We start from the raw sequence: 17,563 nt of genomic DNA, 5'->3' as shown, positions 1-17,563 counted from the left end.
CAAGGACCCCGCATGCAAACTATTCACACTCCCCCTCAGGGACGCTTCGCTCCCGACCGTCGGCTGGACCTGATCTGCATTGGCCGCCTGGCCGTGGATCTCTATGCCCAGCAGGTCGGCGCGCCGCTCTCGGACGTCAGCAGCTTCGCCAAGTACCTGGGCGGCTCCTCGGCCAACATCGCCTTCGGCTGCGCCCGGCTCGGACTCAGATCGGCCATGCTGGCGCGCGTGGGCGACGAACAGAATGGCCAGTTCCTCAAGGCCGAGCTGGCCGCCGAGGGCTGCGATGTCAGCCATGTCACGGTCGATCCCCAGCGCCTGACCGCACTGGTGATGCTGGGCCTGAAGGACAAGGACAGCTTCCCACTGATCTTCTACCGCGACAATTGTGCCGACATGGCGCTGGCGCCGGAAGATATCGATGAAGCCTTCATCGCCAGCAGCAAGGCGCTACTGATCACCGGCACCCACTTTTCCACACCCCAGGTACATCGCAGCAGCAGCCTGGCGCTGGAGTATGCCCGCCGCCACCAGGTGCGTACCGTGCTCGACATCGATTACCGCCCGGTGCTGTGGGGCCTCACCGGCAAGGGCGATGGCGAAACCCGTTTCATCGCCAGCGATGGCGTGACGCGCCATCTGCAAGGGATCCTGCCGCAGTTCGACCTGGTGGTCGGCACCGAGGAAGAATTCATGATCGCCGGTGGCAGTACCAGCATCATGGAGGCACTGCGTTCGGTACGCGCCCTCTGCGCGGCCACGCTGGTGGTCAAGCGCGGCCCGCTGGGATGCGTGGTGCTGCACGGGGCCATTCCGGCCAGCCTGGAAGAGGGCTTCCACTATCGCGGGGTGCAGGTCGAGGTACTCAATGTGCTGGGTGCGGGCGATGCCTTCATTTCGGGTTTCCTCAAGGGCTGGCTCAACGAGGAAGACGACGAGCAGTGCTGCCGCTATGCCAATGCCTGCGGCGCACTGGTGGTGTCGCGCCATGCCTGCGCACCGGCCATGCCGGGGCCGATGGAACTGGATTACTTCCTCCAGCATGCCCAGCGCCTGCAGCGCCCCGATCGCGATGCGCACCTGCAGCGGCTGCATCGGGTGGTCAGCCGGCGGCGTCACTGGGACGAAGTCAATGTGTTTGCCTTCGATCATCGCAACCAGTTCTTCGACCTGGCGACCGAAGCCGGCGTCACCCAGGAGCGCCTGCCGCAACTGAAACGATTGCTGGTGGAAGCGGTGGCGCAGACCGAAAGCAAGCTCGGCCTGCAAGGCAGGACCGGCGTACTGATCGACGACCGCTACGGCCAGGATGCGCTCAACGCCGCCACCGGACGCGGCTGGTGGGTGGGACGGGCGGTGGAACTGCCCTTGTCCAATCCCCTGGAATTCGACTTCGGCCGCTCCATCGGCACCCATCTGCAGAGCTGGCCCAAGGAGCAGGTGGTCAAGTGCCTGGTGCAGTTCCACCCGGATGAGGCGGTCGAGAAAAGACTGGAGCAGGAAGCGCAACTGCGCGCACTGTACGACGCCGTGCAGCACAGCGGTCACGAATTGCTGCTGGAGATCATCCCGCCCAAATCGCTGCCGCAGGAAGAGGATACGGTCTTGCGCGCCCTCAAGCGGCTCTACAACCTGGATATCTATCCCGAATGGTGGAAGCTGGAATCGATGTCGGCGCGTCAATGGGAAGGCATCGACGCCCTCATCGCCGAGCGCGATCCCCATTGTCGCGGCGTGGTGCTGCTGGGACTGGCCGCGCCGGTGACGGAACTGGCCGCCGGCTTCGCCGCATCGCGCCATAGCAAGACCTGTCGTGGCTTCATGGTCGGCCGTACCATCTTCCACGAATCGAGCCGGCAGTGGCTGCAAGGAAAGATCGACGATGCCACCCTGATCGCCCAGGTGCGACAGACCTTCGAAGAACTGATCGGACTCTGGCGCGACAGCCGGGTCCAGCCCATCAACAACAGGGAGGCTGCATGAGCAGCAACATGAGCTCTTCGGCACCCGCGCGCGCCACGGTGCGCCTGACCATGGCCCAGGCGCTGGTACGCTACCTGGATGCGCTGCGCATCCGCACTGCGCAGGGCGAGGTGCCGCTGTTCGGCGGCGTCTTCTCCATCTTCGGCCATGGCAACGTGGCCGGCATGGGCGAAGCCTTGCACCAGTTCCGCGACAGCCTGCCGACCTATCGCGCCCACAACGAACAAGCCATGGCCCACAGCGCCATTGCCTATGCCAAGGCACACATGCGCCAGCGCATGATGGCGGTGACCACCTCGATCGGACCTGGCGCTACCAACCTGCTCACCGCGGCTGCGCTGGCGCATGTCAACCGGCTGCCGGTCCTGCTGCTACCGGGCGACGTGTTCGTCTCGCGCCGTCCCGATCCGGTGCTGCAACAACTGGAAGACGCCCGCGATCCCGGGATCTCGGTCAACGATGCCTTCCGGCCCCTGTCGCGCTTTTTCGACCGCATCTGCTACCCCGAGCAATTGCTCAGTGCCCTGCCCCGTGCCGTGCAGGTGCTCACCGATGCCGCCCAGTGCGGCCCGGTGACGCTGGCCTTGCCGCAGGATGTACAGACCATGGCCTACGACTATCCCCTGGACTTCTTCTCGCCCCCGACCATCGTGCCGCGCGTGCAACCGCCCGCCGAGACGGAACTGGCGCAAGCCGTGGCCCTGCTGCGGCAAGCGCGCCAGCCCCTGCTCATCGCCGGTGGCGGCGTACTCTACGGCGACGCCTGCGAGGCGCTGCGCCACTTTGCCGAGCGGCATGGCATTCCCGTGGCCGAAACCCAGGCCGGCAAGAGCGCCCTGCCCTGGTCGCATGCCTTGCAGCTGGGCGCCATCGGCGTGACCGGCTCGCCGGCCGCCAATGCCATGGCGCAGCAGGCCGATGTGGTCATCGCAGTGGGGACGCGATTGCAGGATTTCACCACCGGTTCGCATACCCTGTTCGCCCAGGCGCGCCTGCTCAATCTCAATGTCAATGCAATGGACGCGCTCAAGTCTCACGGCACCGCCCTGCAGTGCGATGCGCGGCTGGGACTGGAGGCCTTGTCGGACAGGCTGGAAGACTGGCGCAGCCAGGCAGCCTGGACGGCGCGGGCGCAGGATCTGGCGCAGGCCTGGCGCGAGCGCGTGACGGAGATCACCAGCCGCACCGATACCGGCAGCCAGCTGCCCTATGACGGCGAAGTCATCGGCGCGGTGCAGCGCTCCCTGGCCGACTCCCCCCGCCAGGACATCGTGGTCTGTGCCGCCGGTACCTTGCCGGCCGAACTGCACAAGCTCTGGCGCGCGGGACGGCCCGGGGCTTACCACGTCGAATACGGTTTTTCCTGCATGGGCTATGAGCTGGCCGGTGGCCTGGGCGTGAAGATGGCGCAGCCGGAGCGCGAGGTGATCGTCATCGTCGGTGACGGCAGTTACCTGATGATGAATTCGGAGATCGCCACCTCCGTGATGCTGGACAAGAAACTCATCATCGTGGTCCTGGACAATCGCGGCTATGGCTGCATCAACCGGCTGCAACAGGCCTGTGGCGGCGCGCCCTTCAACAACATGCTGGAGGATTGCCTGCAGGCCGGCCCGGGCGCGCCCGCCATCGACTTCGCCGCGCATGCCCGCGCGCTGGGGGCGCTGGGAGAAAACGTCAAGACCATCGGCGACCTCGAAGCCGCCCTGCAACGCGCCCGCGCCGCCGATCGCAGCTACCTGATCTGCATCGATACCGATGCGGCGCGCACCACCGCAGAAGGCGGCTGCTGGTGGGAGGTGGCGGTACCTGAAGTATCGTCGCGTCCGCAAGTGCGGCAGGCACGCAGCCAGTATGAGCAGGCGCGTCAGGCGCAATCGCTATGAAGACCCGAACATTCACGCACATCAGCCACAGAAGAGGACATCGTGGGCAAACCCTTTAACGTCAAGATCGGCATCAATCCCATTTCCTGGATGAACGACGACCTGCCCTCGCTGGGCGGTGAAACGCCGCTGGAACAGGCCTTGTCCGAGGGCGCGCAGATCGGCTATCGCGGCTTCGAACTGGGCAACAAGTTCCCGCGCCAGCCCGATGCCTTGCGCGCCGTGCTGGGCAAATACCAGCTGGAATGCGTCTCCGGCTGGTACAGCGGCCAGCTGGCCACGCGCAGCGTGGCAGAGGAAATCGCCGCCGTGGAGGCGCACCTCCAGCTGCTGGCGGCCAACGGCGCCCGGGTCATGGTCTATGGCGAGGTGGCCGGTTCCATCCAGGGCGCGGCGGCACCGCTGTATCAGCGCCCGCGCTTTACCAGCGAAGCCGCCTGGGAGGGATACGCCGAACGCCTGAACCAGTTCGCCCGCCATCTGCTGGCGCGCGGCGTGCGGCTGGCCTATCACCACCACATGGGTGCCTATGTGGAAACCCCGGACGATGTGGACAAGCTGATGGCCCTCACCGGTCCCGAAGTGGGCCTGCTGTTCGATAGCGGCCATATCGCCTTTGCCGGCGGTGATCCGCTGGCGGTATTGCAGCGCCATCTGGCGCGTGTCTGCCACGTGCATTGCAAGGATGTGCGCCCGGCCGTGGTCAGGCTCGCGCGCAACCGCGACTGGAGCTTCCTGCAAGCGGTCATCAATGGCGCCTTTACGGTCCCCGGCGACGGCGCCATCGATTTCGGCGCGTTGTTGCAACTGCTGTACCAGCAGGGTTATGCCGGCTGGCTGGTGGTGGAAGCCGAACAAGACCCGGCCGTCGCCCCCAGCTATCGCTACGCCGACATGGGCTATCGCCATCTGCGTGATCTGGTGGCGGCCATCGAGAACGATACGCTGCAGGAGGCCGCATGAGCCTGCTCGTCAAATCCAGCCGCACCGGCCGCGACATCGTCCAGGTCACGCCGCAATCAGCCGGCTGGCGCTATGTCGGCTTCAGCGCCCATCGCCTGGCGCGCGGCGAGACCATGGCACTGCAGACCGGTGAACGCGAATACTGCCTGGTGATCCTGGGGGGCGTGGTCAGCGTGCAGGTCGGGGCATACCAGTGGCGCGAGATCGGCGGGCGACTTGGCGTGTTCGACGACAAACCGGCCTTCTCGGTCTATATCCCGTATCACCAGAGCCTGTCGATCACGGCCGATAGCGCGAGCGAAGTGGCGCTGTGCAGCGCGCCCGGCCATGGCGAATTGCCGCCCCGCCTGATCGCGCCAGCGCATGTGGCGCAATCCGTGCGCGGCCAGGGAAGCAATACCCGTTACGTCAGCGATATCCTGCCCCAGAGCGCCGCAGCCGATCACCTGCTGGTGGTCGAGGTACGGACGCCCGGCGGGCATTCTTCCAGCTATCCGCCGCACAAGCATGACACCGACAACCTGCCGCAGGAAAGCTTCCTGGAAGAGACCTACTACCACCGGCTCGATCCGGAACAGGGTTTCGCCTTCCAGCGGGTCTACGTGGATGACCGCTCGCTGGATGAATCGATGGCAGTGGAAAATCACGACGTGGTGATGGTACCGCGCGGTTATCACCCGGTCGTGGTACCGCATGGTTACCAGAGCTATTACCTCAATGTGATGGCAGGACCGACCCGCAGCTGGCATTTCAGGAATGATCCCGCGCATGAATGGATGCTCCAGCGCTAGCACGCCATCTCGGGCGGCCCGCTTTGCGAGGCCGCTCGCCTGTCCCTTCCCCACGCAATCGTCCCCAGAGCCCGTCTATCGGGCTGTGGCGGCATCATCATGCTGACAGCGCCGCCGGAGCCTCTCCGGGGGCGTTCCTGCCACACCCAGTCGGGTTGCCACCTCGCCTGCATCAACGACAACAAGCACTCACCCGTAATTCCCCAAACCGGCTTGCCCATGGCCAGGCTGACTGCATGCCTGGCCCGCAATGCGCAGCCGCTCGTTTCTAGAAATTTTTTGAACCAAAACTAGAAGAGTTTCTAAGTTCGTAGACTTAAATTTCCAATCCATCGACGAATGACAAACACGCAGTGACACTGTGTTTTTTCTTCCCGCACGCCTCTTCTTGCAGGCCGTGCCGGCGAAGTCCCTTAGCCCCTCTTCGATCCCCCGCGTCTGCCAAGGAAGAAAAACATGACGACTGCACATCTCGCCCATCTCGTCGGTGGTGACGACAGCCACGCCGCCCCCCTGGTCAGATTCCTGGAGGCAGCCGGCTTCCAGGTCGCCCACCATGCCTCGGCCGACCAGTTCCTGCAGACCGATACCGAGGCCGCACCACGCGGACTGGTGCTGGAGCTGCACATGCAAAGCATGAATGCCCCGCAGCTGCGCTCGCTGCTGGGTGAAAGACAGACGGGGATGCCGCTCATCGTCATCAACGAAGACGGTACGGAGGGTACGGAGATGCTCGGCGGCAGCGCCGGCATGATGGCCGCCACCGGGATCGGTGGATCGCAACAGGCCATGGTGAGGGCGCAGCTGATCGCTGCCTTCCGCGGCGCACTGATGCCCTTCGACGAATCCGGCCCGCAGCAGCAGCAGCGCCAGCAACATCATGCGCGCCTGAAAACCCTGACCCGGCGCGAACGCGAGGTACTGGAGGGCCTGGTCAAGGGTCGCCTGAACAAGCAGATTGCCGCCGAACTGGGCACCTCGGAACGTACCGTGAAGGCGCATCGCCAGCAGGTCATGCGCAAGATGCAAGCCGCGTCGCTGGCCGCGCTGGTGGCGGCGATGACGCGCTATTGAGGGGGGAGTGCCGGGTCGCCGTCAGCCGGTGACGGTGGCCTCGGACTCGACCCGATTACGTCCGCCCCGCTTGGCCTGGTACAGCGCCTGGTCGGCGCGGGCATAGGTTTCTTCGAAGTCGCCACCGGCGGCGGCCCAGGCCACGCCGAAGCTGGACGTCACCGGCCGCGCCGGCAGGCACTGGAAGCGCTCGCCCGCGATGGCCTGGCGTATCCTGCCCGCCAGCACCACGGCCTGTTCCAGCTCCCAGCCTGGCAGGAGAATGGTGAATTCCTCACCGCCGACCCGACCGATCACGCCCATCCCGCCCAGAGCGGTACGCAGGCGGCTGACCAGTTCGCGGATCACGGCGTCCCCTGCCGGATGGCCGAATTCATCGTTGATGCGCTTGAAGAAGTCGATGTCCAGCACGATCAGCGACATCGGCGACTTTTCCAGCACCTGGTGGGCACGTTCGAAGACGGCACCACGATTGAGCGCCCCGGTGAGATTGTCGTGCCGGGCCTTGTAGTCGAGCTCGTCGCTGAGTTGCGTCAGACGCGCATTCAACAGGTTCAGCTCGCGCTCGGTGCGATCGCTGCGCGAGATCAGGCGGCGGCTCTGGCGCATCAGCTGGCCATAGTGCTGCACCAGTTCTTCCAGTGCACAGCGGTAGCTGGCCGGGTCAGGCTGCGCGCTGGCCAGCACGTCGTTGGCCCGCTGCAGCGCCTGCGCCTCGGCCTCGAAGAGATCGACCTCGTCCATCAGCTTTGTACCGCGTGATCGTGGAAGACCAGTGCGGAAAAGTCTTCCTGCAGTTCCTGGCCGAATTCGAAGATGGTGTCATCCTCTTCGTCGTGGTACCAGTTGAGCACCACTTCGGTGCCCGACTCGGCCTTCTCGTTCAAGGTATCGAAGAGCGAGAACAACATCTTGGTGCTGGAGCTGTTGAAGTAAGCCAGCGCGACGTTGACGGTGATGGCCGTCCCCGCATCGTCCTCGGCCAGGAAGCGGCGCAGCGTGGCGATGATCTCGCCCCAGAATTGCGCCGCGTTCTCGGGATAGGATTCGCCCTTCAGCGAAAGCCGGCGCTCGTCGAAGCGAAAGTCGACTTCGGGAGAGCTGGCGCTGGCGGCGATGAATAAATTGTCCATGTTGTGGTGTCCGGATACCGGCAAGCCTGTGGTGAAGGCTGCCTCAGATGGTGGCCCTCAGGTAGAAGGTCTGTGCGCCGTCCGCCTCGGGAGAAGAAAATTCGAAATCCAGCGGCGCACTGGCATCGCGCGCCACCGTCAGGAAACCCAGGCCAGCCCCCTTGCTGTCGGCCGGTGTCTCGGCGCGCAGCATTTCCTTGTAGGCGGACTTGATCTCTTCATTGGTCAGCGAACGCAGGTGTTCCAGCTTGGTACGCAGCTTGCCGGCCATCTCGGCATCCACCGGATTGGCGCAATGCAGGTAGTAATGCCCCTCGGTCTGGGTGATGAAGACCGCGCCGTGGCGCATCGGCGGCTCGGTGATACGGCCTTCCTTCTCATGCAGGTCGGCCGAATAGTGGACGATGTTCTGCGCCATCTCGATGAAGGACGAGAACAGCTTGCGCCGCGTCTGGGCCACCGCGCCGGTATGCTCGGCGCGCAGCTTCACGGCCTCGGCCATGGCGGCGATGATGGTCTGCGAAAAATAGCCGACGTAATAGAAAACGATATCGCGTCGCGCGACATAACTGTGGAGCTCTGCCCATTCCTGCTGGATACCGTTCATGCCTGTGTTCCGTTGTGACTGTTGGGGGCGCCCAGGCGGACGCCGAAGAAACTGATGTCATCGCGCCGCCGCTGCGTGCCCTGGTAGTGATGGTGGATGTTCATCACCGTGCGGCCCAGTTCCGGCATGGGCAGCTGCGCGTGCTCCTGCAGCGTGCGGCGCAGGCGCTGCTTGCCGAAGGCGATATGCTTGGGTCCGCCGATCTGGTCGATCACGCCATCGGTGCAGACAAAGACGATGGCGCCCGGCGCCAGGCGCATGCTGTGGTTGTCCCATTGCATGTCCTCGGGTGTATCCACATACCCCAGGCCGACGCGCTTGCCCTCTACCGTCAAGACCTCGGTGGCATCCTTGTCCACCACGAACAGCGGCAGCTTGGCGCTGGCACTGGTGAGGGTGCGGGTGGCGGTGTCGAACCAGAAGAAGCAGGCATCCATGCCGTCATCCGATTCGGAGGGCTTGTCGGAGGTGCCATGCTGGCCCAGCACCCGCTTCATGCTGCGGTTGACGTCCTGCATCAGGCGCGCCGGGTCGTGCGGACCGTGCAGCTCCAGCGCCTGCTTCAGCGAGGACGAGGCGATCAGGGTCAGGAAGGCGCCCGGCACGCCATGACCGGTGCAATCGGCCACGGCGGCAAACCAGCCGCCCGGATGCTGTTCGAAATGATAGAAGTCGCCACCGACCACGTCGCGTGGTTCCCAGACCAGGCAGGCATCGGGCAGCGCCTGCGTCATGGCCGCGCGCGAGTTGCTCAGCATGGCGCGCTGGATCACGCTGGCGTAGTCGATGCTCTGCATGACCTGGCGGTTCTTCTCGACCTGCTGGTCCACCAGGCCGCGCATGAGGGCCAGGCCAGAGCCCAGGCCCAGCAACTGGCCATGCTCGACGATCAGGAAGCCATCGGCCAGCGTCTTGTCGCCCGAGGCCACGGCCAGCGCGCCCAGGGTCTCGATGGGGGTGTGGGCTTCGACGATCAGGGGATCCTTGTCCATGAACGCGATGCAGGTCTTGCGTTCATAGAGTTCGCGATGATAGGGCTTGGACATCTGCGACATGAAGATATGCCGGCTGATCAGCCCGATCGGGCGCTGCCGCTCCACCACCGGCAGGCTCACCAGCTCCTTGTGCTGGCCGAAGATCTCCAGCACCGCCGCATTGTTCTGGTCGAACTGGACAACCGGTACCGTTACCGCCAGCGCCCCCGCTGTCGGTTGGAACATGGTGCTCCCCATTGCCGGGGTCAGACTGAAATGACTCTCCACCGTGCATGCCCGCGTCGTGATTTTTGATTAATCGCGGATCATATTTCATTCCTGTGACAAGAATGTGACCGTCGCTCAGAAGCGACGGCGGCGGCCCTGTCCCCTGCGTTTCAGATCACGAAAAAGCCATGCGTACCATCCCGCCCCAGCTGCTCCACCAGGCCGAATTCCCAGTCCAGGTAGGCCTGCATGGCCTCGGCGGCGTTGTCGGTCCCCTCGTAGGGACGGCGATAGCGGTCAATGCGCGGCGACAGCAGATGCTGTTCGCCGCTCTCCAGCGGCAGGCCGACCTGTTGCCATGCGGCATTACCGCCATCGAGCAGGTACACCGGCTGGGTCACCAGCGCCTGCAGGTCGGGCACGGCAAACTGCGCCAGCAGCGCGCTGCCGCAACTGAGCACGAAACGCGATGCCGCCGGGAAGCGGCGCGCCACGGTGGCGATATCCGAACGCAGCACGAACCAGGCGCCGGGGATGTGGCCAGCCACATAGCGGGCGCTCAGGGCCACGTCGATCACCACGGTGCCGTTGTCGGCATCGATCCAGGTCTTGAGCTGCTGGGGGCTGATGCGTTGCTGCGGCGTGACGGCCGCCACCGGGGTCGCGCGCGGGCTCTCGCCGCTGACGCTGAAGTCAGCCGTCGTGGCGCCATCGACCACATAGACCTCCCAGGCCATCTGCGCCAGCCAGGAGGCCGTCATGTCGGCCCGCACGCCCTCGTCATCGACCAGCACGATGCGCGCCCCGCGCACCGGGGCATTCATCTCGGTCTCCTGCACCAGCTGGCCGCCCGGGGCGCTGAGGAAGCCCGGCAGGTGCCCGGCCCGGTATTGCTCGGGGGTGCGCACATCGAAGCGGTAGAGCGTACGATCCGGCTGTTCCAGCCCGGCCAGGTGCGCCAGGGCGATGCGTTTGACGCCGGCGCGGTCAGCCACGTCGCGCGCCTGGCGACGCGCCTGCTGCTGCTGACCGGCATCGATCTGCTCGGGGAAGCGGCGCTGCTGGCCGTGTTCCAGCGTCTGCCCGGCCAGCGTCCAGCCGATGGTGCCGTTGCGCAGTGCATGCACCGGATTGGCGATGCCGGCGTTGACCAGCGATTGCGTGCCGATGATGCTGCGCGTGCGGCCGGCGCAGTTGACGATCACCTGCGTGCGCGGATCGGGGGCAATGGCCGGCAGGCGCAGCACCAGCTCGGCGCCGGGCACGCTGATGGAGCCGGGGATGTTCATGTTCTGGTATTCATCGAAACGACGCGCATCGACCACCACCACATCGGCATCGCTCTCCAGCAACGCCTGGACCTCCTGAGCCGACAGAGAGGGCGTATGCCGCCTGGCCTCGACCAGTTCGCCGAAGGACTTGCTGGGTACATTGACGTCCTGGAACAGTTCGCCCCCGGCCTCGCGCCAGCCACGCACGCCACCGGCCAGCACGCCCACATGGGTATAACCCAGTGCGCGCAGGCGCAGGGCGGCGCGCACCGCCAGGCCCTCGCCATCATCGAGCGTGACGATGCGCACGTCGCGGCGCGGCAGGCGGTTGTAGGCGTTCAGCTCCAGGTGCGAATACGGAAAATTGGCGGCGAACAGCGGATGGGCCAGGGCGTGTGGCGCTTCCTCGCGCACATCCAGCAGGGCGATCTCCTGGCGCGCCAGCAGCGCGGCGCGCACTTCGGCGTAGGTGACGGTAGGAATGGAGGAGACAGTGGAAGGATTCTGTTCGAGGCTCATGAGGACTTCTGCTCCAGGGAAAGGTCCCAGAGATTGGGCAAGGTGGAATTGGAATAACCGGAAATGAACGGCACGCGCCGGCCGTCGGGATGGTAGACCGAGCGCCGCACCGCGCCGATATTGGCGCCATAGACGTGGATGCTGATCGAGACACGGTCGGCAAAGACATTGCTGACCTGGTGTACGTCATGCAGGGTATGGCTGTTGGGCGAGACCGCCTCGACCTGCCCCGCCTGCAGCAGATCGAGCTGGCCCACGGGCTGCAGGCGCTCCTGCTGCCAGGCAAAGGATTGGGCCTGCTCGGCGCCGCGCAGCACGCCGATCAGGCCCCACACCGTATGGTCATGGATGGGCGTGCGCTGCCCCGGTCCCCAGACGAAGCTGACCACCGAGAAGCGCTGCGCCGAATCAGCATGCAGGAGGAATTGCTGGTAACGCTCGGGATGAGGCTGCGCATACTCGTCGGGCAGCCAGTCGTCGTGCGCCACCAGCTGGCGCAGCAAGGCGCCGCCGTCAGCCAGGATGGCCGGTTCGTCAGGCCGCTGCTCCAGCAGCGCGGCAAAGCCGGTGATGAAATCGCGCAAGCGCCAGAGTTGCTTGCCGGATGGGTGCGGATGGGGCATGGCTGTCTCGTCTGTAGGGGATGACCGGTCTGCGCCGGCTCAGACCAAGACTATAAAGCAAAATCCGGCGCGGCCTGCTGTGCTCAGGCGATGTGGTTTTCTGCACCCTGGCTGTGCGCGGCCGTATCAGTCTGACGATGACGCAATTCGGCACGGATCTGCTGCGGGTTCTTCAGCAGGTTGAGGATGGGGCAAGTCGCTTCCACGGCCTCGAACAAGGCTTTTACCTGTTCGTCCGAGGCAGGTGAATCGAGATGGACGACGTAGCCGATGTCGTGCGGCCAGAAGGGGGTGTCTTCATGGCCGGGCCGGCCGCCGCGTGGATCGATGCGACCGCTCACTTCCACCTCCAGCGAGTCGATGGGGACCTGGCGATGCGCCGCCTGGATCAGGAAGATATGCGTCACACACGAGCCCAGCACCCCCAGCTGCAATTCGGGCGAACTGGGGCCGAGGTTGTAGCCGGCGAAATCCGGCGGGCTGTCGCTGATGACCTGGTGGTCGCGGATGCGGATGCGGCGCACGCCGCTGCGGCCCTCGGCCGAGACGCGTGCGGCCAGTGCATTGGGGCCGGCCTCGCCGGCGTCGATGCGGGCTTCACGCGCCAGGACGGCGCTGCGTTTTTCACTGAGGTAATGGTTCAGGGTGGTCATGGCGTCTTCCTTGTGTGGTCCATCCGGCGGCAGCACCGGAGGCTGGTGTGGTCCGCAAGTTTCCCGCCCTCACCGGCACGGCGACAAGGAAGCAATCCGCATATCGATAGAATTTTTGCGCCGCATATCCTACTGCGAACTTGTTCGTTGGATCGCCCGCGTGACGGGCGCATAGTGCCGATCTTGCGGTCACCACGATGGCATTCATCCCCGCGCGGCGCCGCCCTCCCATCCACCCTGGAGCCATGACGATATGAAAAAAGACCTCCTCCTGCCCGAGCCCGGCTCGTTGCACACAGCATCTTCCTCCTGGTCGCGCCGCGACATCCTGCGCGCCGGCGGTGCCGCCGCCGTTGCCGGTATTGGAGGCGCCCTGACGGCGGGCAACGCCTGGTCGGCCGGCAGCCCGCAGAAGGTCACCTTCGCCTGGAGCGCGGTGGCGTTCTGCCTCTCCCCGGTGGTGGTGGCGCAGGAAAAGGGCTTCTTCGAAAAGAACGGCCTGCAGGTCGAGCTGCTCAACTGGGGCGGCTCCACCGACCAGTTGCTGGAGGCACTGGCGACCGGCAAGGCCGATGTCGGCGTGGGCCTGATCCACCGCTGGCTCAAGCCGCTGGAATCGGGCTTCGACGTCAAGGTGGTCGGCTCGGCCCATGGCGGCTGCCTGCGCATGCTGGGCGTGAAGGAAGCCGGCGTCTCCGACTGGAAACAGCTCAAGGGCAAGGTCATCGGCGTCTCCGACATCAACAGCCCGGCCAAGAATTTCTTTGGCATCCACCTGGCCAAGCGCGGCGTGGATATCGAGAAGGACGTGCAATGGCGCGTCTACCCGGCCGACCTGCTGGACGTGGCCGTCAAGAAGGGCGAGGTGCAAGCCATCGCCGACGGCGACCCCAACCTCTACCTGATCGAGAAGCGCAACCAGGGCGTCTTCGCCGAGATCGGCAACAATGCCACCGGCGAATACAAGGACAAGATCTGCTGCATCACCGGTGCGCGTGGCGAGTTCGTACGCAACAACAAGCCAGCAGCAGCGGCCGTGGTGCGCTCCATCATCCAGGCCTCCGAATTCGTGGCCGAGAATCCCAACGAGGCCGCCAAGCTCTATGCCAAGTACTCGCCCAAGATCCCGGTCGAAGACCTACGCGCCCTGCTGACCAACCTCACCTATCACAACCACCCCACCGGCAGCGTGCTGCGCGACGAGGTCGAATACTTTGCCCGCGACTTCCACACCGCCGGCGTGCTCAAGAAGAGTACCGACCCGGTGCGCTTCGCCAACCACGTCACGGTAGACGTGCTGGCCTGAGCAGGGCCGCATTCCCACCTTTGCGCCTCTACCTGAAGGGAGCATGACATGACCACTACCATCGAGAGCCTGCCGCGGCAGGCGGTATCTCCCCCACTACCGGCCGCGCAGCGTACCGGCAAACCCGCCACGCTGTGGCTTGGCGGCCTGCTTGCCGCGACCACCTGGCTGGCACTGGGCGTGCTGGTGCTCAGGTGGCCGAACAAGGAGGTGGGCTTCTCCGACTGGGCCTATACCGACGAGTTCGGCTACTTCGGGCTGGGCGTGGCGGCATTGCTGGCGCTGCTGGCCGTGGGCGGCACCTTCACCGGACGCGTCGTGCGCCTGCTGCGTCCGGCCGGACAGTGGCTGGTGGCGCTGCCGCTGCTGCTGGCGCTGTGGGAAGTCCTCACCGCCAAGCTCGGCGTACTGCCCTCGCCCTTCTTCGCGCCACCGCAAAGCCTCATCGAAGTCTATGGCGAGGACTGGTCGCGCCTGGGCTTGTCCACGGCGCATTCGCTGCGACTGCTGGCGCATGGATTTGCCAGCGGCGCGGCGGTCGGTTTCGTAGTCGGCGTATGGATAGGCTGGTCGCGCATCGCCGGTTACTGGATCCATCCGATTCTGCGTTTCCTGGGACCGGTGCCGGCCTCGGCCCTGCTGCCGCTGGCCTTCTTCTTCGCGCCGTCCAGCTATGCCGCAGCGGTGTTCCTGATCGCGCTGGCCAGCTTCTTCCCGGTGGCGGTGCTGACCTGGTCGGGCGTGGCCGCGGTCAACAAGAGTTACTACGACGTGGCGCGCACGCTGGGCGCTTCCGAGCGTTTCCTGGTGTTGCGGGTGGCCATCCCGGCGGCGCTGCCGCAGGTGTTCGTGGGCCTGTTCATGGCCCTGGGCGCGGCCTTCACGGTGCTGGTCACGGCCGAGATGATGGGCGTCAAGGCCGGCCTGGGCTGGTACCTGCAATGGTCGCAGGGCTGGGCCGCCTACAGCAACATGTATGCGGCGCTGATCGTCATGGCCATCCTGTGCTCGGGATTGATCACGCTCTTGTTCAAGGTACGTGACCACGCACTGTCGTGGCAGAAGGGAACCGTCAAATGGTAAGCGCTACCCACTCCCCGGACATCACCACCGATGCCGCCACGGGCAACGCCAACGGCGCCCACATCGACATCCGGCAGGTCAGCCACTGGTTCGAGCGCAAGGGTGGCCAGGGCGTACTGCAGGTGCTGGACGATATCTCGCTCACCGTGGCACCGGGTGAATTCGTCGCCCTGCTCGGCCCCAGCGGTTGCGGCAAGTCCACCCTGCTGCGCCTGGTGGCCGGGCTGGAGCCGGCCACCGCTGGTCATATCACCCAGGACGGCCAAGCCATTACCCGCCCCGATCCCTCGCGCATCGTGGTGTTCCAGGATCCGACGCTCTATCCCTGGCGCACCGTCTGGGACAACGTCGCCCTGGGGCTGCAGGCGCGCGGCCTGTTGAAGCAGCAGCGTCATCGCGTCGACGATGCGCTGGCCCTGGTGGGACTGGATGAATTCGCCGACGCCTTCCCGCACCAGCTCTCCGGCGGCATGGCCCAGCGCGTGGCGCTGGCGCGTGCACTGGTCAACGATCCGCAACTGCTGGTGCTGGACGAGCCGCTGGGCAAGCTGGACTCGCTCACCCGCCTGTCCATGCAAAGCGAGCTGGTGGCCCTGTGGCAGCGACGCCAGTTCTCGGCCCTGCTGGTGACCCACGATGTCGAAGAAGCGCTCTTCCTGGCGCAGCGGGTGATCGTGTTCGGTCAGCGGCCGGCGGCCATCCGCGCCGAGATCAGGGTCGACCTGCCTTATCCGCGTCACCGTGGCGATCCGCTGCTGGCGCAATTGCGGCACGAGGCGCTGCGTCACCTGGGGCTGGATGGCAGCTGGTGATGTCCATCCCGCAGTTCGATTGGGAGGCCTGCATCAACCTGATGCTGCAGGCCATGCAGGGGGCGCAGCTGGGCTTGCTGCGACTGTTGTCCTGGCTGCACCTGGCCCGGGACATCGACGGCCAGCCGGCCTGGCCGTTTGCGCTGCGCCTGTCCGGCGAGGTGCTGCTGATCGACCACAATGTCGTGCGCGCCCTGGTCAGCGCACTGGGCTGCCTGGTGGCGGCCTTGCTGCTGCTGGCACTGGCCGTCGCCTGGCGGCGCCGCCGCTGGCTGCTGCTGGGGCTGGCCGTGGCCCTGGTGCTGTTGGCCCCCTGGCCGGACCAGGCACTGCTCACCACGGCGGCCACGCCCACCAGCTTCCACACCTCTCCCGAGCGCTTCTCGGCGGCCGGCATCGTGCGCGGCGAGCAGCTCTATCGCCAGCAATGCATCGCCTGCCATGGCGCCGATGGCCGTGGCAACACGCCGCTGGGCCTGTCACTGGAGGTGGCGCCGCCCAATCTTTCCAGCGGCCTGCTGTGGCGACGCTTCGATGGCGACCTCTACTGGAGCCTGCGCCACGGTAAGGGTGGCATGCCTGCCTTCGAGGCCAGCACCAGCCCGGCCGATCGCTGGGCGCTCCTCGACTATCTCAAGGCCAATGCCGCCGGCGTAGGCGTCACCGATACCGGCAGCTGGCCGCGTCCGGTGGCCTTGCCCGACATGGCCCTGGATTGCCGGGCGTCGACCGTCACGCGACTGGACCAGTGGCAGGGACAACGCATCCGCCTGGTCATCGGCGGGACCGCCCCCTTGCCGAGCGAAGACCCGCGCCTGCAATCGGTGCTGCTGGGCGGCCAGGCCAGCGGCGCGGTCGGCGCCATCGCCTGCGCCAGTCATGAAGCCACCGCCCTGCGTGCCATCGCCATTCTCACTGGCGTCCCCGAAGAGCGGCTGGCCGGCACCGAGCTGCTGGCCGATCGCGATGGCTGGCTGCGCGCGCGCAACAGCAGCGGACAATGGTCGCAACAGGACATGCTGTGCCGCTCGCCGCTGGCCTCGGGCAGCCCGGTGGCGCAGGTGGCACAGGTGGGCGGCAGCGGCCTGGACCAGTTGATCGCAGCCATGGACGAAGAGCCGGTGCGCTTCATCAAGGGCGGCTTCGTGCATTGAGACCCGGGCGGTCGCTGCACAGCTGTCGTATCTCATCAGGAAAACCCCGATACCCTCGTGCTGGGTGCAGAGGCATCATTTGCTTGCCGATTCACCATCGTCCGAGCAGATACCATGACCAAGACCGCCCTGATTGCCGCTTCCCGTTCCGATGTCAGCCGCGCCCTGACCGAATGGCTAGTCATCAACGACATCGACATCCAGACCGTAGGCAGTGGCAACGACGCCATTGCCACCATGACCCATGGCCGCCCCGATCTGGTCGTGGCGCAATTGTCCATGGACGACATGAGCGGCCTGCGACTGGCGCACTACCTGAAAGCCCATGAAGGATTCAGCCGGGTACCGGTGATCCTGCTGTGCAGCGATGAGCGCGAGATGGCACTGGTGCGCGGCCAATGGCCAGCCTTCGTATTCGGCGACTCGCTCAATCCGGCCCTGATCTCGGAGTTGAAGCGGGAGCTGGTCAACTAGTCTCTCGATACCTCCATGACAAAAAAAGG

Annotated in this window: 17 protein-coding genes; 10 read left to right on the top strand and 7 right to left on the bottom strand. The window is 65.6% G+C overall.

Going from position 1 to position 17,563, the window contains the following annotated elements; translation table 11 throughout:
• Nucleotides 1-12: 12 nt before the first annotated feature.
• The 5 genes from iolC (at nt 13) to ACIPHN_RS11885 (ending at nt 6,697) form a co-directional block, all read left to right on the top strand.
• Nucleotides 13-1,983: a 5-dehydro-2-deoxygluconokinase gene (iolC, locus tag ACIPHN_RS11905; protein WP_400436336.1), complete on the top strand. Its 1,971-nt coding sequence runs from the start codon at nt 13-15 to the stop codon at nt 1,981-1,983.
• Nucleotides 1,980-3,869, top strand: coding sequence for a 3D-(3,5/4)-trihydroxycyclohexane-1,2-dione acylhydrolase (decyclizing) (iolD, locus tag ACIPHN_RS11900; protein WP_400436334.1), 1,890 nt, complete (start codon nt 1,980-1,982; stop codon nt 3,867-3,869). Before iolC ends, iolD begins: the two co-directional genes overlap by 4 nt.
• Before the next feature lie 42 nt (nt 3,870-3,911).
• The gene (gene iolE, locus ACIPHN_RS11895; protein ID WP_400436332.1) at nt 3,912-4,832 is read left to right on the top strand and encodes a myo-inosose-2 dehydratase; all 921 of its coding nucleotides are present in this window, start codon (nt 3,912-3,914) and stop codon (nt 4,830-4,832) included.
• The gene (gene iolB / locus ACIPHN_RS11890; protein ID WP_400436330.1) at nt 4,829-5,623 is read left to right on the top strand and encodes a 5-deoxy-glucuronate isomerase; all 795 of its coding nucleotides are present in this window, start codon (nt 4,829-4,831) and stop codon (nt 5,621-5,623) included. The genes iolE and iolB overlap by 4 nt, the downstream gene beginning before the upstream one ends.
• A gap of 456 nt (nt 5,624-6,079) precedes the next feature.
• Nucleotides 6,080-6,697, top strand: a complete 618-nt coding sequence (locus tag ACIPHN_RS11885) for a response regulator transcription factor (protein WP_400436328.1) — start codon at nt 6,080-6,082, stop codon at nt 6,695-6,697.
• Between the two features lie 21 nt (nt 6,698-6,718).
• On the opposite strand, the gene ACIPHN_RS11880 is transcribed toward ACIPHN_RS11885, so the two are convergent.
• From ACIPHN_RS11880 to ACIPHN_RS11850, 7 genes are all read right to left on the bottom strand, one after another.
• The gene (locus ACIPHN_RS11880) at nt 6,719-7,441 is read right to left on the bottom strand and encodes a GGDEF domain-containing protein (RefSeq protein WP_400436326.1); all 723 of its coding nucleotides are present in this window, start codon (nt 7,439-7,441) and stop codon (nt 6,719-6,721) included.
• Complete coding sequence (locus ACIPHN_RS11875; RefSeq protein WP_400436324.1) at nt 7,441-7,830, bottom strand: DUF1987 domain-containing protein; 390 nt, start codon at nt 7,828-7,830, stop codon at nt 7,441-7,443. Before ACIPHN_RS11875 ends, ACIPHN_RS11880 begins: the two co-directional genes overlap by 1 nt.
• A gap of 43 nt (nt 7,831-7,873) precedes the next feature.
• On the bottom strand, nt 7,874-8,437 hold the full coding sequence (locus ACIPHN_RS11870) for a SiaB family protein kinase (protein WP_400436322.1): 564 nt from the start codon (nt 8,435-8,437) through the stop codon (nt 7,874-7,876).
• On the bottom strand, nt 8,434-9,657 hold the full coding sequence (locus tag ACIPHN_RS11865) for a SpoIIE family protein phosphatase (protein WP_400436320.1): 1,224 nt from the start codon (nt 9,655-9,657) through the stop codon (nt 8,434-8,436). The genes ACIPHN_RS11870 and ACIPHN_RS11865 overlap by 4 nt, the downstream gene beginning before the upstream one ends.
• A 152-nt stretch (nt 9,658-9,809) precedes the next feature.
• On the bottom strand, nt 9,810-11,429 hold the full coding sequence (locus tag ACIPHN_RS11860) for a rhodanese homology domain-containing protein (protein WP_400436318.1): 1,620 nt from the start codon (nt 11,427-11,429) through the stop codon (nt 9,810-9,812).
• The gene (locus ACIPHN_RS11855) at nt 11,426-12,052 is read right to left on the bottom strand and encodes a cysteine dioxygenase (protein WP_400436316.1); all 627 of its coding nucleotides are present in this window, start codon (nt 12,050-12,052) and stop codon (nt 11,426-11,428) included. Before ACIPHN_RS11855 ends, ACIPHN_RS11860 begins: the two co-directional genes overlap by 4 nt.
• Nucleotides 12,053-12,135: 83 nt before the next feature.
• A complete protein-coding gene (locus ACIPHN_RS11850; protein WP_400436314.1) occupies nt 12,136-12,705 on the bottom strand; it encodes an OsmC family protein in 570 nt (189 codons plus the stop codon).
• Between the two features lie 253 nt (nt 12,706-12,958).
• On the opposite strand from ACIPHN_RS11850, the gene ACIPHN_RS11845 reads away from it, so the two are divergent.
• From ACIPHN_RS11845 to ACIPHN_RS11825, 5 genes are all read left to right on the top strand, one after another.
• The gene (locus ACIPHN_RS11845; protein ID WP_400436312.1) at nt 12,959-14,011 is read left to right on the top strand and encodes an ABC transporter substrate-binding protein; all 1,053 of its coding nucleotides are present in this window, start codon (nt 12,959-12,961) and stop codon (nt 14,009-14,011) included.
• A gap of 48 nt (nt 14,012-14,059) precedes the next feature.
• Complete coding sequence (locus ACIPHN_RS11840) at nt 14,060-15,094, top strand: ABC transporter permease (protein WP_400436311.1); 1,035 nt, start codon at nt 14,060-14,062, stop codon at nt 15,092-15,094.
• On the top strand, nt 15,088-15,906 hold the full coding sequence (locus ACIPHN_RS11835) for an ABC transporter ATP-binding protein (RefSeq protein ID WP_400436309.1): 819 nt from the start codon (nt 15,088-15,090) through the stop codon (nt 15,904-15,906). Before ACIPHN_RS11840 ends, ACIPHN_RS11835 begins: the two co-directional genes overlap by 7 nt.
• Nucleotides 15,906-17,060, top strand: coding sequence for a c-type cytochrome (locus ACIPHN_RS11830; RefSeq protein ID WP_400436308.1), 1,155 nt, complete (start codon nt 15,906-15,908; stop codon nt 17,058-17,060). The genes ACIPHN_RS11835 and ACIPHN_RS11830 overlap by 1 nt, the downstream gene beginning before the upstream one ends.
• Before the next feature lie 114 nt (nt 17,061-17,174).
• Nucleotides 17,175-17,534 (top strand): PleD family two-component system response regulator, encoded by a 360-nt coding sequence (locus ACIPHN_RS11825; protein WP_400436306.1) that lies wholly within the window; start codon nt 17,175-17,177, stop codon nt 17,532-17,534.
• Nucleotides 17,535-17,563 lie beyond the last annotated feature (29 nt).

Source organism: Herbaspirillum sp. NPDC087042 (assembly GCF_044745245.1).
GTDB lineage: Bacteria > Pseudomonadota > Gammaproteobacteria > Burkholderiales > Burkholderiaceae_D > Herbaspirillum.
Note: the sequence above shows the minus strand (reverse complement) of the source record. Positions and strands in the feature narration are given on the sequence as shown.

What these genes read in the sequence shown, in the direction of transcription:
- ACIPHN_RS11840 (WP_400436311.1), top strand. Translation starts at nt 14,060, where the DNA reads ATGACCACTACCATCGAGAGCCTGCCGCGGCAGGCGGTATCTCCCCCA.
- ACIPHN_RS11865 (WP_400436320.1), bottom strand. Translation starts at nt 9,657, where the DNA reads ATGTTCCAACCGACAGCGGGGGCGCTGGCGGTAACGGTACCGGTTGTC.
- ACIPHN_RS11880 (WP_400436326.1), bottom strand. Translation starts at nt 7,441, where the DNA reads ATGGACGAGGTCGATCTCTTCGAGGCCGAGGCGCAGGCGCTGCAGCGG.
- iolB (WP_400436330.1), top strand. Translation starts at nt 4,829, where the DNA reads ATGAGCCTGCTCGTCAAATCCAGCCGCACCGGCCGCGACATCGTCCAG.
- ACIPHN_RS11870 (WP_400436322.1), bottom strand. Translation starts at nt 8,437, where the DNA reads ATGAACGGTATCCAGCAGGAATGGGCAGAGCTCCACAGTTATGTCGCG.
- ACIPHN_RS11850 (WP_400436314.1), bottom strand. Translation starts at nt 12,705, where the DNA reads ATGACCACCCTGAACCATTACCTCAGTGAAAAACGCAGCGCCGTCCTG.
- ACIPHN_RS11860 (WP_400436318.1), bottom strand. Translation starts at nt 11,429, where the DNA reads ATGAGCCTCGAACAGAATCCTTCCACTGTCTCCTCCATTCCTACCGTC.
- iolD (WP_400436334.1), top strand. Translation starts at nt 1,980, where the DNA reads ATGAGCAGCAACATGAGCTCTTCGGCACCCGCGCGCGCCACGGTGCGC.
- iolC (WP_400436336.1), top strand. Translation starts at nt 13, where the DNA reads ATGCAAACTATTCACACTCCCCCTCAGGGACGCTTCGCTCCCGACCGT.
- ACIPHN_RS11855 (WP_400436316.1), bottom strand. Translation starts at nt 12,052, where the DNA reads ATGCCCCATCCGCACCCATCCGGCAAGCAACTCTGGCGCTTGCGCGAT.
- ACIPHN_RS11830 (WP_400436308.1), top strand. Translation starts at nt 15,906, where the DNA reads ATGTCCATCCCGCAGTTCGATTGGGAGGCCTGCATCAACCTGATGCTG.
- ACIPHN_RS11825 (WP_400436306.1), top strand. Translation starts at nt 17,175, where the DNA reads ATGACCAAGACCGCCCTGATTGCCGCTTCCCGTTCCGATGTCAGCCGC.
- ACIPHN_RS11835 (WP_400436309.1), top strand. Translation starts at nt 15,088, where the DNA reads ATGGTAAGCGCTACCCACTCCCCGGACATCACCACCGATGCCGCCACG.
- ACIPHN_RS11885 (WP_400436328.1), top strand. Translation starts at nt 6,080, where the DNA reads ATGACGACTGCACATCTCGCCCATCTCGTCGGTGGTGACGACAGCCAC.
- ACIPHN_RS11845 (WP_400436312.1), top strand. Translation starts at nt 12,959, where the DNA reads ATGAAAAAAGACCTCCTCCTGCCCGAGCCCGGCTCGTTGCACACAGCA.
- ACIPHN_RS11875 (WP_400436324.1), bottom strand. Translation starts at nt 7,830, where the DNA reads ATGGACAATTTATTCATCGCCGCCAGCGCCAGCTCTCCCGAAGTCGAC.